Here is a 14,766-nt window from a genome sequence, read left to right on the forward strand (position 1 = left end):
ATTCCAGCCAACTGCCTTGTGCGGATGCACCGCCTTCGGCCAGGGATTCTCTGTCGCTTTCGCGAGTTTCTTCGCAGGGAATACCGGGACAACTGGTGAGCAACTCGGGGAAGAGCGGCCTGAAATCGTCCGGACACGTCTTCGAGTTACCGGTAGGTCAGTAGTAGGCTCGCGCCGTTTGTTGACGGAACTCCGACCGACGCTCGGTGGGCTGAGGCAGGAACACCCGAACAACCACGAAGACCGGGCGACCGGAACCACCGGACCGGCACAACTACCCCCGCGGTGCGGGGCCGAGCTGGGGGAGGCCATGCGCTTTCGCGGGAAGTCCATCCGCAGGAAGATCGTGGCGTTGCTCCTGGTGCCGCTCGCCTCCCTCACAGGTCTCTGGGTCTTCGCCACCTACGTCACCGGCCGCGAGGCCGGTGAGCTGATGGGTGCCAGCGCCATCGTGGAGCAGGTCGGCCACCCGCTGGAAGACACCATCCGGGCCGTTCAGGACGAACGCCGCCAGACGCTCGTCTTCCTCGCCGACCCCCGGGCCTCGGACGCCCTGCCCCTTCTGCGCCGCGAGCGCGCCCGGACCGACCGGGTCGTGGCCGAGGTCAGGCAGAGCGCGAAGAGCAAGGACGTACGGGACAAGCTGAGCCCGGAGTCGGAGGCCCAGCTCGACTCGATCCTCGGCGAGGTCGACGGCCTGGACGCGCTGCGCGGGTCCGTCGAGAAGCGCACCATCGACCGGACCAGGGCCCTCGACTTCTACAACGGCCTCGTCGACCCCTGCTACCGCTTCCTGAACAGTCTCCACACCATGGAGAACGTTTCCATGGACAAGCAGGTCCGGGCCCTGGTCGGCATCTCCAGGGCCCGCGAGATGCTCTCCCGTGAGGACGCCCTGATCGCGTCGGGCCTCATCGCGGGGCGGCTCGGCGCCCCGGAGCTCCGTGTCGTCTCCGACCTCGCCGCCAGCCGCACGCTCCTGTACGAGGTCAACCTCGAACTCCTGCCGGCGAGCGAGCGCGGCCGCATGGAGCAGTACTGGCGCAGCCCTGACACCGAGCCGCTGCGAACGGCCGAGCAGAGGCTCATCGCCGCGGGACCGATCACCGAGCCGGGCACCATCGACTCCGCGCGCTGGGAGGAAGTGGCCCCACCCGTCCTGGAGCACCTGGCCAACGACGGCACCGAGATGTCCAACCGTTTCCAGGACCGTGCGGAACCCGCCGGCTACCGGGTCCTGATCCAGGCGGGCGTCGCAGGCGTCCTGGGATTCGTCGCCCTGCTCGTGTCCGTCTTCGTCTCCGTTCGCGTGGGACGCGAACTCGTCCGCGACCTCTCCCGGCTGCGTAAGGACGCGCACGAGGTGTCCGGAGTGCGGCTTCCCAGCGTGATGCGGCGGCTGGCCGCGGGCGAGCAGGTCGACGTGGAGACCGAAGCGCCTCACCTCGGTTACGAGCGTGACGAGATAGGCCAGGTCGGGCAGGCCCTCAACACCCTGCAGCGCGCCGCCGTCGAGGCCGCCGTCAAGCAGGCGGACATGCGCCGCGGCGTGTCCGAGGTCTTCGTCAACCTCGCCCGCCGCAATCAGGTGCTGCTGCACCGCCAGCTGACGCTCCTGGACACCATGGAGCGGCGCACCGAGAACAGCGACGAGCTCGCCGACCTCTTCCGCCTCGACCACCTCACCACGCGTATGCGCCGCCACGCCGAAGGCCTCGTGATCCTTTCCGGGGCGGCCCCGTCCCGGCAGTGGCGCAAGCCGATCCAGCTGATGGACGTGGTGCGCGCGGCGGTCGCCGAGGTCGAGGACTACGAGCGGATCGAGGTCCGGCGCCTGCCCCGCATCGGCGTGGGCGGCCCGGCCGTCGCCGACCTCACCCACCTGATCGCGGAACTGCTGGAGAACGCCACGGTGTTCTCGCCCCCGCACACCGCGGTGCAGGTCCACGGCGAACGCGTGGCCAACGGCTTCACCCTGGAGATCCACGACCGCGGCCTCGGCATGGCCCCGGAAGTCCTCCTGGACGCCAACCTCAGGCTCGCCGAGACCCCCGACTTCGAACTCTCCGACACTGACAGGCTCGGCCTCTTCGTCGTCAGCCGGCTCGCCCAGCGGCAGAACGTCAGGGTGTCGTTGCAGATCTCACCGTACGGAGGGACGACCGCGGTCGTCTTCATCCCGGCGCAGCTGCTCACCGACGCCCCCGACACGCACGGCACCGGCTTCCGCCTCGACCGGCGCGCCGAGAAGGCGATCGGCAGCGGCCGGCCGGGCAGCGCCGCGCCCGGCAGCGACAAGGCCCGCAGGGACGGAGTCGCGGACAAGAGCATCCCGGGCAGGCCCTCCGGCCTCTCCCCGGTTCCCACGGGCCTCACCGATCCGTCGGTGCTCGACGGACCCGTCGAGCTCGAAGGCCCGGTGGGCACACTCGGGTTCACCGACCCGGCCCTCGACCGGGAGCTCGACCCGGCACTCGGCCCCGTCCTCGACGGCGTATCCGACCTGGAGGACACCGAGAGCGAGCGGGGCGGCATCTTCCGCGCCCGCGACCTGCGCAGGGAAGCCGACCGGGAACAGCACCAGCAGGCCTTCGACGCCTCGGACGGCCGCTCGGCGGACGTCCGGCCGATGCGCCCCGCCGGTCCCGTCCCGCTGCCGCGCCGCAAGCCGCAGACACCCGCCGCCGGCCATGGCCGCCGGATCGGCGACGGGGGCCGCTCGCACCCCGGTACGACCGAAGGCTCCCCTGAGACCCCCGGCTCCGAAGCCGTCACCGCGGAGCCCGGCCCGGGCGCGTCCCCGGCCGACGAGGCGCCGCCGAGGCTCAGGCCCGCGCCGAGGCCGTCCGCGCCGGACACGGTGGGAGGCCTCCCGCGCAGGGTCCGGCAGGCGAACCTCGCCCCTCAGCTCCGGGAGGACTCCGCAGGGCGGACTTCCGGCAACGTTCCCGCATACACCGACGACGACCTCGAACGTGATGCGGACGAAGTACGCAATCGCATGGCTTCGCTTCAACGCGGCTGGCAGCGTGGCCGTCGGCAGAACGCCGAGGACGCGACCGGCCCCGGCGAGGCAGCACCAGGAACCACTCCGGGAGGGGACGGTCGATGACCGCACCGAACGCCGCAGCACACAACTCCTCACGCCAGGGCTCCGGCGAACTCAACTGGCTCCTCGACGAACTGGTCGAGCGCGTCTCGAGCATCCGCAAGGCGCTGGTGCTCTCCAGCGACGGCCTCGCCACCGGCACGTCCCAGGACCTGACCCGTGAGGACAGCGAGCACCTGGCGGCCGTCGCCTCCGGGTTCCACAGCCTCGCCAAGGGCGTGGGCCGTCACTTCGACGCCGGCCGGGTCCGCCAGACCGTGGTCGAGCTCGACGAGGCCTTCCTCTTCGTCACGGCCGCGGGTGACGGCAGCTGTCTCGCCGTCCTGGCCGACTCGGACTCGGACGTCGGGCAGGTGGCGTACGAGATGACCCTCATGGTCAAGCGGGTCGGGGCGCACCTGGCCAACGCCCCCCGGACCACCGGTCTGCCCGCCGGAGGGTGAGGCGAGGGGATGAGCGCAGACTCCGCCCGGGACATCGCGCCCGGATCACCGCCCGCGCCCGCAGAAGCGGGCTCCTCGCGCTGGTACGACGCCGAAGCGGGTCCGGTGGTCCGGCCCTACGCGATGACCCGGGGGCGTACCAGCAGCGCGTCCCGTCATCGTCTCGACCTGATCGCGATCGTCATCCCCGAACCGGCGGCCGACGATCCCGGCCGGGACCAGACGCTCTCCCCGGAACACGTGGAGATCGTCGAACTGTGCAGCGACATGCCCCAGTCGATCGCCGAACTCGCCTCCGGACTGGACCTCCCCGTCGGGGTGGTCCGTGTCCTGGTCGGTGACCTCGTCGAGGATGAACTGGTGCACGTCACCCGTCCCGTTCCGCCGGCCGAGCTGCCGGACGAGAGCCTTCTTCGCGAGGTGATCAATGGCCTTCGGGCGCTCTAGCCGCAAAAGGCGGCACGTCGAACCCGTCACCCTGAAAATCCTGGTGGCCGGCGGCTTCGGTGTGGGCAAGACGACCCTGGTGGGAGCGGTCAGCGAGATCAGACCGCTGCGCACGGAGGAGAGGCTGAGCGAGGCCGGCCGTCCCGTCGACGACGTGGCGGGGGTCGAAGGCAAGAGCACCACCACGGTGGCCATGGACTTCGGCCGGATCACCCTGCGCGAGGACCTGGTCCTCTACCTGTTCGGGACCCCCGGGCAGGATCGCTTCTGGTTCCTCTGGGACGAGCTGGCCCAGGGCGCCCTCGGAGCCGTGGTCCTCGCGGACACCCGGAGGCTGGAGGACTGCTTCGCGGCGGTCGACTACTTCGAGCGCCGGGGAATTCCGTTCACCGTCGCCGTCAACCTCTTCGAGGGCGCGGAGCAGTTCCCCACCGAGACGGTCCGGGCGGCACTCGACCTCGACCCCGAGGTGCCGGTGCTGCTCTGCGACGCACGTGACCGGGCGTCCGTCCGGGATGTGCTCGTGGCGGTCGTGGAGCACGCCATGGTGCGTGCCGACCGGCTCCGGGAACCCGCCAGGACCTGACGGCCGGACACCGTACGTAACGCGGTCCGTACCCCCGCCGACCGGGGTACGGACCGCGCGTACGGTGCGGCGGTGACAGGAGTCTTCACCCGGAGTGACGGCCCGTCAACCCTGCGCGCGTGCCGAGCTCACGGGTTCTCGGCGAGCCACTTGGCCGCGGTCTCGGCCAGCTCCCCGTCCCGTCCTGCGAGCATCATCCGGATCATCTGCACGTCTCCGCGCAGCGACCACGCGGGGTGTCCGAACGTCGCCGGGTTGTTCTTCTCGATGAGGAAGTGCGCCGGCCACGCGGTGCCGTATCCGATGAGCGGCAACGCCAGCGCGTAGCGCTTTCGGCCGCGCGCCAGACCGTACGCGGTGACCGCGAGACCGGTCAGTGTCCCGGTCAGATGGACCCATCGCGTCGCCGCCCTGGAGTGCATGGCGACGTAGTAGGGCCAGAACTCTTCATACGAACCGAACGTCTGCTGTGACATGAAGGCACCGTAATCGCTCCGCCGGCAACCGGATACGGCAGTTCCGCGTCCGAGAACAAGAACGGGCGGCCGGAGCCCACGGGGGTGGTCCCGGTCGCCCGTTCTCCGCCTGTCCCGTCAGTGACCCGCCACGGAGCGCCTGGCCACCGGGAAGTCGAAGTACGTGTCAGGGAAGAGCTCCGGCTTGTAGGTGAAGTGCCACCACTCCTCCGCCAGATTCACGAACCCCAGGCCGGTCAGCGTCTCCTTGAGGAACTGCCGGTTGGCGCGCTGCGCTCCCTGCACCCGCGGGTCGTCCGTGTGCGACAGGGTGTCGAAACAGTCGTAACCCGTCCCCATGTCCACCGAGTTGTCCGGGAAGCGTTCGGCCTTCGGCGCGTAGCACGGGGCCAGCTCCTCGCCGGGCTCGTACGGCCTGGTCGGCAGTGCCGGCAGCTTCACCAGGGTGAGGTCCACCGTGCTGCCCCGGCTGTGACCGGATTTCTCCGCGATGTAACCGTCCTCGAACAGCCGTGTCTTGTCGACCATCGGATAGAACTCCGCCTTCATGGCCTGGTCGTCGAGATCCTTCGCCCAGCGGACGAAGTGGTCCACGGCACGCTGCGGCCGGTAACAGTCGTACACCTTGAGCGAGTAGCCCTGGCGCAGGAGGCTCCGCTGGGCGGTGCGCAGCGCGCGGGCGGCCGGCCGGGTCAGGATGCAGACGGGCCGGCGGTAGCCGTCCACCGGCTCTCCCATGAAGTTGTGCGCGGTGGTGTAGCGCATCTCCGTGATGATCGTCGGATCGACGGAGCGTAGGTCGACGAACTCCGGCGGAGCCTTGGGTTCGGGCTTGGCCGCCGCCACCGGGGAAGCGGCGGTCACGGCGAGCAGGGCGGCGCCGGCGACGGCCAGGGCGCGGAAAAGACGAGCAGTTCCTGTCATGGGCACACCGTCTATCAGCTCCGGAGCCGCAAGAGAAGAGTGATCGGATACAGTCCGCCCCGTGAAGGACTCCCACTGCGGCAGCTGCGGGGCCCCGTACGCCACCGACGCCTGGCCCCGCACCTGTACGGTCTGCCGTCGTACGGCCTACCGCAACCCACTGCCCGTAGCCGTCGCTCTGCTGCCCGTCACCGGACCGCACGGCCCCGGCCTCGTGGTCATCACCCGCACCATCCCGCCGCACCCTGGCCGGATCGCGCTGCCCGGCGGCTACATCGACCGCACCGAGGACTGGCGCCACGCCGTCGTACGCGAACTGCGTGAGGAGACCGGCATCCGCGCCGACGAGACGGACGTACGCCTCGCCGACGCCCTGAGCTCCCCGGACGGCCACCTGCTGCTCTTCGGCCTGCTCCCGCCACGCCCCGCCGGGGAACTCCCGCCCTCCGCACCGACGGACGAGACCTCGGGATACGACGTGCTGCACACCCCGGACGAACTCGCCTTCCCCCTGCACACCCAGGCCGTACGCTCCTGGTTCGCCGGCGCCTACGGCTGAGCCGGCAGCCCCCGTACGCGGACCGGGTACGGCACCGGTGCCTCCTCACCGTCCCGTTCGACCACCACGCGGCCGGCTCTGAGGCGGGACGTGTAGCGCTCGACCTCGGACCGTGCCCACCCGTCGCCCGCGTCCCGAACGACCAGTCCGCCCCCGGTACGCCCGGCCGGCGGAGCCCACACCTCCAGTTCGAGAGCGCCGTCCGGGCCCCGCACCGGGATCACGGCTCCGGCCCTCGCCAGCACCGGAATCCGGGACAGCGGCGCGTCCACCACCGCCTGGCCCGGGCCCTCGTACGCCTGCCCGGTCGCCGTGTCGTACCACCGCCCGCGCGGCAGCCGCACCGGCCTGCGGTCCGCGCCCTCCTCCAGCACCGGCGCGACCAGCAGCGCGTCACCCAGCAGGAACGCGTCCTCGCAGTCCCGCAACTCCCGGTCCCCCGGGGCACCCCACCACAGCGGCCGCACATACGGCGCACCCGTCAGCCGGGCAAGCTGGGAGAGCGTCACGAAGTAGGGGTGCATCCGTTCCCGCTCCTCCAGCGCGCGCTTGGCGTGCGTGAGAACCTCCGGCCCGAATTCCCACGGCTCCCGGCGCCCCGCGTCGATGGCCGCATGCGTACGGAACAACGGCATGTACGAGCCCAGTTGGAACCAGCGCAGATACAGCTCGGGCGACGGCGACCCGTCGAACCCGCCGATGTCGGGCCCCGAGTACGGGACCCCGCAGAGCCCGAGCCCCAGCACCAGGGCCAGCGAGGCCCGGAGCCCCGGCCACCCCGTCGCCACATCACCGGACCAGGTGCCGCCGTACCGCTGCAGCCCGGCCCAGCCCGAACGGGAGAACAGGAACGGCCGCTCGTCAGGGCGCAGCCGGCACAGCGCCTCGTACCCGGCCCTCGCCATCGCCAGGGCGTACACGTTGTGGGCCTCCCGGTGGTCACCGCCCCGGCCCTCCAGCGAGTGCCGGGACGAACGGGGGAGCGACGGATCCCCGAAGGCCGAGAACGACACCGGTTCGTTCATGTCGTGCCACACCCCGGCGAACCCCTGGCCGAGCCGCTCCTCGTACAGCGCGCCCCACCATTCGCGCACCAGCGGATCGGTGAAATCCGGATAGACGCACTCGCCCGGCCACACCTCACCCAGCACCGGAAGGCCCTGCGGGTCCCGGACGAACGCGCCCTCCGCACCGACCTCCAGGCCGCTGTCGAACACCGCGTTGCCCGCCGACGCCCGCACCGCCGGATCGACGATCGAGACCAGCCTGACGCCGTCCTCGCGCAGCTCCTTCGCCAGCCGGGGGAGACCGGGGAACCGCTCCCGGTCGACCGTGAAGACCTGATGCGCGTCGTAGTGGTCGATGTCGAGATGCAGCACCGACAACGGCAGGCCCCGCTCCCGGTACCCCGCGACGACCCGCCGCACCTCCTGCTCACTGCCGAACCCCCAGCGGGCGTGCTGCGGACCCAGTGCCCACGACGGCGGCAACGCGGGCGCCCCCGTCAGCGCCGTCCAGCTCCGCAGCACCTTGGCCGGCGTACCCACGACCACCCAGCAGCGGAGCGGGCCACCCTCCATCCGCACCTCGCACGCGCCCGGCCGGTCGTGTCCCGACCCCGCGCCCTCCTCGCCCTCACGGAGTGTCACCCGGCCCGCCCAGGAGTTGTCGTGGAACGCCAGGTGGGTCCCCGCATCCGAGACCACCACCTGCACCGGCATCGTCAGATACAGCGGATCGTCCCCCGGACCGAAACGACCGCCCGGATCGGTGTTCCACAGCCGGTACGTCCCCTCCCTCAGCCTCGGACCGCCGGCCCGGCCGCCCAGTCCGAAGAAGCGGGCGTCGGCCGGGACCTCGGACCGCTGCACCCACCGCCCCGGGCCCCCCTCCACCGGCTCCCACCAGCGCGGCGGCAGCTCCCGGCGCAGCACCACTCCGCCCGGCGTACGCAACTCCAGCGCCCCGTGCCGTGACACGGCGACCGTCAGCCGCTCCGACACCACCTGCCAGCCGCCGTTCGTGTCCGGCTCCAGCCGGGCCCGCGTATCGGCCTCCGGCCCGTCTCCCGGCAGGGCGTACGAGGGCAGCGGCCCGGCGCCGTCCCAGGACCAGAACACCGCACCGCCCACCGCCACCCTGACCCGCAGCTGCGAACGCGCGAACCGCACGACTCCACCGCCCGGCCCGGGCTCCGCACCGATCAGAAGCCCGGGCACCCGTGCCCGCTCCGCACCGCGCGCCGCCAGTGCCCGCGCGTCCGCACGCCGGCGCCGCCAGGCCGAGCGAACCGTGCGCATTCCCTGTACAGAACTGACCATTTTCACCGAGCGCACCAGGTCACGACCATCCATGCGGGCCACCCTGCCATCCGCCCGGACCGAAGCGTGCTCCGTTCAGCTTCCGTTCACCTGTGGCTTCACCACACAGCCGGACACGCGGTCATGGCAGAGGGACCCTGGTGCGCAAGACGATCACATGGCATCGTCCGTAACAGCCGTCCACGCGCACACCCCAGCCCGTGCGCGCGACGCACGCACACCCCCGCGTACACCCGAAAGGCCAGGGAGCCTCCATGACCTCAGCAGCCGGCGAAGCCCCCCTCTGGCAGCCCGAGCCCGAGCGCGTCGAGGCGGCGGCCGTCACCCGCTTCCAGCGATGGGCGGCCGGACGCTACGGAGCCCCCGCCGACGGCGGCTACGCGGCGCTGCACCGCTGGTCGGTCGACGAGCTCGACACCTTCTGGGAGGCCGTCGCCGACTGGTTCGACGTGCGCTTCTCCACCCCGTACGACGCCGTCCTCGGCGACCGCACCATGCCCGGCGCCCAGTGGTTCCCCGGCGCCACCCTCAACTACGCCGAGCATGCCCTGCGCACGGCCGACGACCCGCTCCGCGCGGACACCCCCGCCCTGCTGTACGTCGACGAGACCCAGACCCAGGTCTCCATCAGCTGGTCCGAACTCCGGCGTCAGACCGCCTCACTCGCCGCCGAACTCCGCGCCCTTGGCGTCACCCCCGGCGACAGGGTCAGCGGATACCTCCCCAACATTCCCCAAGCGGTCGTCGCGTTCCTCGCCACCGCCGCCGTCGGCGCGGTCTGGACCTCCTGCGCCCCCGACTTCGGCGCCCGCAGTGTCCTGGACCGCTTCCAGCAGGTCGAACCCGTCGTCCTGTTCACCGTCGACGGCTACCGCTACGGCGGCAAGGAGCACGACCGCACGAGCACCGTCGCCGAGCTCCGCAGCGAACTCCCCACCCTGCGCGCGGTCGTCCACATCCCGCTCCTCGGCACGGACACGCCCGAAGGCACCCTCGAATGGTCGGTGCTCACCGCCTCCGACACCGAACCGGTCTTCGAGCAGGTCCCCTTCGAGCACCCGCTGTGGGTGCTGTACTCCTCCGGCACGACAGGACTCCCGAAGGCCATCGTCCAGTCCCAGGGCGGGATCCTCCTCGAACACTTCAAGCAGATCGGGCTGCACTGCGACCTCGGCCCCGACGACCGCTTCTTCTGGTACACCTCCACCGGCTGGATGATGTGGAACTTCCTCGTCTCCGGCCTGCTCACCGGCACCACCCTGGTCCTCTACGACGGCAGCCCCGGCTATCCGGACGTCCAGGCCCAGTGGCGTGTCGCCGAACTGACCGGCGCGACCCTCTTCGGCACGTCGGCCGCCTACGTCATGGCCTGCCGGAAGGCGGACGTCCACCCGGGCCGCGACCACGACCTCAGCCGTGTCCAGTGCGTCGCCACCACCGGCTCCCCGCTCCCGCCCGACGGCTTCCGCTGGCTCCACGACGAGTTCACCCACACCGGCGCCGACCTGTGGATCGCCTCCGTCAGCGGCGGGACGGACGTCTGCAGCTGCTTCGCGGGCGCGGTACCCACCCTGCCGGTCCACATCGGCGAGCTGCAGGCCCCCTGTCTGGGCACCGATCTCCAGTCCTGGGACCCCTCGGGCAAGCCGCTCACCGGCGAGGTAGGCGAACTCGTCGTGACCGCGCCCATGCCCTCCATGCCGGTCCGCTTCTGGAACGACCCCGACGGCCGCCGCTACCACGACAGCTACTTCGACATGTACCCCGGCGTCTGGCGCCACGGAGACTGGATCACCCTCACCGACCGCGGCTCGGTCATCATCCACGGCCGCTCCGACTCCACCCTCAACAGGCAGGGAGTCCGCATGGGGTCTGCCGACATCTACGAGGCGGTCGAGCGGCTCCCCGAGATCCGCGAGTCCCTCGTCATCGGCCTGGAAGAGCCGGACGGCGGCTACTGGATGCCCCTGTTCGTCCACCTCGCCGAGGGCGCCACGCTCGACGACGAACTCCGCGACAGCATCAAGCGGACCATCCGCGAGGACCTCTCACCCCGCCATGTACCGGACGAGGTCATCGAGGTTCCCGGCATCCCGCACACGCTCACCGGCAAGCGCATCGAGGTTCCGGTCAAGCGCCTCCTCCAGGGCACAGCCCTTTCCAAGGCGGTCAACCCGGGCTCCGTCGACAACCTCGAACTCCTCCGCTTCTACGAGGAACTCGCCCGCGACCGCCACTGAACCCAGCCGCCGGACAGACCGTTGTCAGTCCCCCTGATTACGCTGAGTGAGCATCGATCGACAGCGCACAGGGGGACTCATGGCGCACATCAAGCGGACCGCACGCAGCCGGCAGCGTGCCGGAACATCCATGCGACGCGCACTGCGCCGCGAAGCACCGAGCACCGTCGGCCTCCTGGTCGACGCCGATGACTTCGCGGCCATGCGCCACTACCGGAGCTTCACCTTCGAGGACCACGCGGTCTACCTGCAGCAGGTCGAAGGCCTGCTGCGAACGCTCGCCGCGCAGGGAATGCACACCACCGTCGCCCTCTTCGACCCGGAGGACTACGCGGAGTTCTGCGCCGAGTCCGGCCTGGAACCCGACGAACGCACAAGCCGGAGCCGCTTCGTCGCGGAGGTGGCCTCGGCCGGCGCCACCGTGGCCTACACCGGCCAGCCCATCGACACGCTGATCCCGCTGCTCGTCTCACAAGCGGTCCGGCGCGCGACATGGGAGTACGCCACGATGCTGCTGGCAGGCTTCGGCGACTGCGCGGACTGCGGTCAGGACATCGGGCGGGCCGCCTTCGACCGGGCGTCCCACCTGCTGATGCGCCTGCTGGACACGGCGGGGCCGGGCACCCATCACATCGTCTGCAGCATGCCCATGGAGAACGAACAGCTCCTCGCCGTCCTCCACACCGCCCGCGACATGGACGGACCCGCCCGCCTCGCATCGTCGGAAGGGGCGGAGTTCGCCACCGTGCTCGCCGCGGGGGTAGCGCTCGAGACCCAGGGCGGAGTCGTACTGCGCACCACGGCCCCCGACGCGCCGGACCGGGTGCACGGCTGGCGTCTGAACCGGGGCAGCCTCCTCCCGCTCACGGCGGGCGAGGTCTTCAGCGCCTACTGCACGGACGCCGACACCGGCGAACCCGTGCCGCCGGAATCCGGCGTCGAGTACTGCGCGGGCTTCGACCTCGGTGCCGACGAACCGGAGGTCCACCGCTGACAGATGACAGACAGAAGGGGTTCCCGCCGGAACCGGCGGGAACCCCTTCACATCCGACCGCGCGCGGCGGGCGGCATCACTCGCCCGACAGCACCGCCTGCGCCGCACGCCGTGCGTCGTCGGCGGAGTCCGCCGCACGCGCGGCGGAGGCGGCACGCTCGCACTGCGCGAGCGTGTGCTTCGCCAGCGTCGCCCGCACGTAGGGAATGGACGCGGCACCCATCGACAGGGAGGTGACCCCCAGACCGGTCAGCACACACGCCAGCAGCGGATCCGAAGCGGCCTCACCACAGACGCCGCAGCTCTTGCCCTCGGCCCTGGCGGCCTCGGCCGAGAGCGCGACCAGGTCGAGCAGCGCGGGCTGCCACGGGTCCTGAAGCCGCGACACGGCTCCTACCTGCCGGTCGGCCGCGAAGGTGTACTGCGCCAGGTCGTTGGTACCCAGCGAGAGGAACTCCACCTCCTGAAGGATCGAGCGGGCCCTGAGCGCGGCGGACGGAATCTCCACCATCGCCCCGAACTTCGCCTGCAGTCCCGCCTCGCGGCACGCGTCGGCGAAAGCCTTCGCGTCGGCACGGTCGGCCACCATCGGGGCCATGACCTCGAGGTACACCGGCAGCCCCTCGGCTGCCCGGGACAGCGCCGTCAACTGGGTCCGCAGCACATCCGGGTGGTCCAGCAGACTGCGCAGCCCACGCACACCCAGCGCGGGGTTCGGCTCGTCGGCCGGCGTCAGGAAGTCCAGCGGCTTGTCGGCACCGGCGTCGAGCACCCGCACCACGACACGCCCCTCGGGGAACGCCTCCAGCACCGCGCGGTACGCCGCGATCTGCTTCTCCTCGGACGGCGCCTGCTTGCTGTCGTCCAGGAAGAGGAACTCCGTACGGAACAGTCCGACGCCTTCGGCACCGGCTTCCAGTGCCGCAGGAACATCCCCGGGGCCGCCGACATTGGCAAGCAGCGGCACCTTGTGACCGTCGGAGGTGGCACCGGGACCGGTCACCGCCGACAGCGCCGCCTTGCGGGCCGCCGAGGCGCTCTCCATCTCGGCGCGCTTCTCCTGGCTGGGCTCGACGAAGATCTCACCGGTGCTGCCGTCCACGGCGACGACCGTGCCCTCGGCGATCTCACCCGCTCCGGGGAGAGCCACGACGGCAGGCACACCGAGCGCCCGCGCGAGAATGGCGCTGTGGCTGGTCGGCCCGCCCTCCTCCGTCACGAAGCCGAGCACCAGCGTGGGGTCGAGCAGAGCCGTGTCGGCGGGAGCCAGGTCACGCGCGATCAGCACGTACGGCTCATCGCTGTCGGGCACACCCGGCATCGGCACACCGAGCAGCCGCGCCACGATCCGGTTCCGTACGTCGTCGAGGTCGGCGACGCGCCCCGCCAGGTACTCCCCGGCGTTGGCCAGCAGCGCCCGGTACGCGGCGAACGCGTCGTACACGCCACGCTCGGCGGTGCTCCCGACAGCGATACGACGCTCGACATCGGCGATGAGCTCGGGATCCTGCGCCATCATGGCCTGGGCCTCGAGCACGTGCTGTGCCTCGCCGCCCGCCAGATTGCCGCGCGCGATCAGGTCGGCCGCCACGGCCTCGACGGCCTGGCGGGCACGCCCCTGCTCGCGCTCGGCCTCGTCCGCGGGAATCTGTTTGGCCGGCGGCTCGAGCACCGCCGTACCCATGTGCCGAACCTCGCCGATCGCCACACCGTGACTCACGCCGACGCCTCGCAGCGTTGTCTCCATTTCACCCGTCTCCGATTGTGCGGTGGCCGTGCCACCGCGGTGGATTCCCAACTGGCTGATTACTGAGCCGAGGGTGTCACTGCCAGCCGAAGAGAGTCTCGCCGACCTTCACGTCGCCGTCCTCACGCACGTCGGAGAGGGACTCGGCGGTGGCCTCCAGGGCCACGACCGGGCAGATCGCCGACTTGCCGGCGGCCTCGACGCCTGCCGGGTCCCAGCGGACGATGCCCTGACCGCGGGTGACCGTGTCCCCCTTGTTCACGAGGAGCTCGAAGCCCTCGCCGTTGAGCTGCACGGTGTCGATCCCGAGGTGGGTCAGCACCCCGTGGCCCTGGTCGTCGACGACGACAAAGGCATGCGGGTGGAGGGAGACGACGATTCCGTCGACCGGCGAGACGGCCTCGGAAGGCTCGCGCACGGGGTCGATGGCCGTACCGGGACCCACCATCGCTCCGGAGAACACGGGGTCGGGAACCGCGGTGAGTCCGATGGCGCGGCCGGCAAGAGGGGACGTCACTGTGGTCATGGAGAGCCTCCCAGAGGTGGGGATCCGGATGTCACCGCCACGACTGAAGGAGGGCGGCTTACTGGTCAGCAGCGTAAGTCATATGAAGTCCCGGTTCCGCCCGAGAGCTACCGGTTGGCCGACCTAGAGGTGCACCGGAAACGATTTGCCTCGCCTCACGGCGGCCTGTACTGTCGTATCCCTGCCTGGCCCCCACGCGACTTCGAGTCGGGGGCGGACAGCGACTCCCAAGCCCAGACTCTAACTCTGATTGTGCTCTCGCATGCTCGCGAGACCCCGGTCAAAGGAACGAAAAAGGCCTGATAGAGTCGGACTCGCCGGAAAGGGAAACGCGAAAGCGAAGAACTGGAAAGCGATTGAGCAGGAACCCGCTTCGGCCGGGAATCGGACACGA

The 14,766-nt window shown here is 70.9% G+C and carries 12 protein-coding genes; 7 read left to right on the top strand and 5 right to left on the bottom strand.

The window, feature by feature from the left end:
* Positions 1–310: 310 nt before the first annotated feature.
* The 4 genes from ACIBCU_RS35430 to ACIBCU_RS35445 are packed head-to-tail and all read left to right on the top strand — an operon-like array spanning position 311 to position 4,585.
* Positions 311–3,112: a nitrate- and nitrite sensing domain-containing protein gene (locus ACIBCU_RS35430; RefSeq protein ID WP_399236587.1), complete on the top strand. Its 2,802-nt coding sequence runs from the start codon at positions 311–313 to the stop codon at positions 3,110–3,112.
* A complete protein-coding gene (locus ACIBCU_RS35435; protein WP_362937976.1) occupies positions 3,109–3,552 on the top strand; it encodes a roadblock/LC7 domain-containing protein in 444 nt (147 codons plus the stop codon). Before ACIBCU_RS35430 ends, ACIBCU_RS35435 begins: the two co-directional genes overlap by 4 nt.
* A 9-nt stretch (positions 3,553–3,561) precedes the next feature.
* Positions 3,562–3,999: a DUF742 domain-containing protein gene (locus ACIBCU_RS35440; RefSeq protein ID WP_362937979.1), complete on the top strand. Its 438-nt coding sequence runs from the start codon at positions 3,562–3,564 to the stop codon at positions 3,997–3,999.
* A complete protein-coding gene (locus tag ACIBCU_RS35445) occupies positions 3,980–4,585 on the top strand; it encodes an ATP/GTP-binding protein (protein ID WP_362937982.1) in 606 nt (201 codons plus the stop codon). The genes ACIBCU_RS35440 and ACIBCU_RS35445 overlap by 20 nt, the downstream gene beginning before the upstream one ends.
* A gap of 128 nt (positions 4,586–4,713) precedes the next feature.
* On the opposite strand, the gene ACIBCU_RS35450 is transcribed toward ACIBCU_RS35445, so the two are convergent.
* Both ACIBCU_RS35450 and ACIBCU_RS35455 read right to left on the bottom strand, forming a co-directional pair.
* The gene (locus ACIBCU_RS35450; RefSeq protein WP_399236590.1) at positions 4,714–5,061 is read right to left on the bottom strand and encodes an Mpo1-like protein; all 348 of its coding nucleotides are present in this window, start codon (positions 5,059–5,061) and stop codon (positions 4,714–4,716) included.
* Between the two features lie 117 nt (positions 5,062–5,178).
* A complete protein-coding gene (locus tag ACIBCU_RS35455) occupies positions 5,179–5,985 on the bottom strand; it encodes a M15 family metallopeptidase (protein ID WP_399236592.1) in 807 nt (268 codons plus the stop codon).
* Between the two features lie 61 nt (positions 5,986–6,046).
* Here ACIBCU_RS35455 and ACIBCU_RS35460 point away from each other — a divergent pair, with 61 nt between their 5' ends.
* Entirely contained in the window at positions 6,047–6,544 is a 498-nt protein-coding gene (locus ACIBCU_RS35460) for an NUDIX domain-containing protein (protein WP_399236594.1), read from the top strand.
* Here ACIBCU_RS35460 and ACIBCU_RS35465 read toward each other — a convergent pair.
* Positions 6,535–8,898 carry a glycoside hydrolase family 31 protein gene (locus ACIBCU_RS35465; RefSeq protein WP_399236596.1) on the bottom strand — a complete coding sequence of 788 codons (2,364 nt, stop codon included), beginning with the start codon at positions 8,896–8,898 and terminating at the stop codon, positions 6,535–6,537. The two genes, ACIBCU_RS35460 and ACIBCU_RS35465, sit on opposite strands and share 10 nt — an antisense overlap.
* Positions 8,899–9,119: 221 nt before the next feature.
* Here ACIBCU_RS35465 and ACIBCU_RS35470 point away from each other — a divergent pair, with 221 nt between their 5' ends.
* Both ACIBCU_RS35470 and ACIBCU_RS35475 read left to right on the top strand, forming a co-directional pair.
* Positions 9,120–11,105, top strand: coding sequence for an acetoacetate--CoA ligase (locus ACIBCU_RS35470; RefSeq protein ID WP_399236597.1), 1,986 nt, complete (start codon positions 9,120–9,122; stop codon positions 11,103–11,105).
* Positions 11,106–11,184: 79 nt separating this feature from the next.
* A complete protein-coding gene (locus tag ACIBCU_RS35475) occupies positions 11,185–12,099 on the top strand; it encodes a hypothetical protein (RefSeq protein ID WP_399236599.1) in 915 nt (304 codons plus the stop codon).
* Between the two features lie 76 nt (positions 12,100–12,175).
* Here the strand turns inward: ACIBCU_RS35475 and ptsP are convergent, their stop codons facing one another.
* Together ptsP and ACIBCU_RS35485 are read right to left on the bottom strand one after the other, a co-directional pair.
* Positions 12,176–13,846: a phosphoenolpyruvate--protein phosphotransferase gene (gene ptsP / locus ACIBCU_RS35480; RefSeq protein ID WP_104790511.1), complete on the bottom strand. Its 1,671-nt coding sequence runs from the start codon at positions 13,844–13,846 to the stop codon at positions 12,176–12,178.
* Positions 13,847–13,922: 76 nt separating this feature from the next.
* Positions 13,923–14,372, bottom strand: a complete 450-nt coding sequence (locus tag ACIBCU_RS35485; protein ID WP_033304207.1) for a PTS glucose transporter subunit IIA — start codon at positions 14,370–14,372, stop codon at positions 13,923–13,925.
* Between the last annotated feature and the right edge of the window lie 394 nt (positions 14,373–14,766).

It is taken from the genome of Streptomyces sp. NPDC051064, assembly GCF_044455985.1.
Lineage (GTDB): Bacteria > Actinomycetota > Actinomycetes > Streptomycetales > Streptomycetaceae > Streptomyces.

Coding starts and splice junctions, on each gene's coding strand:
- ACIBCU_RS35475 (WP_399236599.1), top strand. CDS start 11,185: ATGGCGCACATCAAGCGGACCGCACGCAGCCGGCAGCGTGCCGGAACA.
- ACIBCU_RS35485 (WP_033304207.1), bottom strand. CDS start 14,372: ATGACCACAGTGACGTCCCCTCTTGCCGGCCGCGCCATCGGACTCACC.
- ACIBCU_RS35435 (WP_362937976.1), top strand. CDS start 3,109: ATGACCGCACCGAACGCCGCAGCACACAACTCCTCACGCCAGGGCTCC.
- ACIBCU_RS35470 (WP_399236597.1), top strand. CDS start 9,120: ATGACCTCAGCAGCCGGCGAAGCCCCCCTCTGGCAGCCCGAGCCCGAG.
- ptsP (WP_104790511.1), bottom strand. CDS start 13,846: ATGGAGACAACGCTGCGAGGCGTCGGCGTGAGTCACGGTGTGGCGATC.
- ACIBCU_RS35455 (WP_399236592.1), bottom strand. CDS start 5,985: ATGACAGGAACTGCTCGTCTTTTCCGCGCCCTGGCCGTCGCCGGCGCC.
- ACIBCU_RS35445 (WP_362937982.1), top strand. CDS start 3,980: ATGGCCTTCGGGCGCTCTAGCCGCAAAAGGCGGCACGTCGAACCCGTC.
- ACIBCU_RS35465 (WP_399236596.1), bottom strand. CDS start 8,898: ATGGATGGTCGTGACCTGGTGCGCTCGGTGAAAATGGTCAGTTCTGTA.
- ACIBCU_RS35440 (WP_362937979.1), top strand. CDS start 3,562: ATGAGCGCAGACTCCGCCCGGGACATCGCGCCCGGATCACCGCCCGCG.
- ACIBCU_RS35430 (WP_399236587.1), top strand. CDS start 311: ATGCGCTTTCGCGGGAAGTCCATCCGCAGGAAGATCGTGGCGTTGCTC.
- ACIBCU_RS35450 (WP_399236590.1), bottom strand. CDS start 5,061: ATGTCACAGCAGACGTTCGGTTCGTATGAAGAGTTCTGGCCCTACTAC.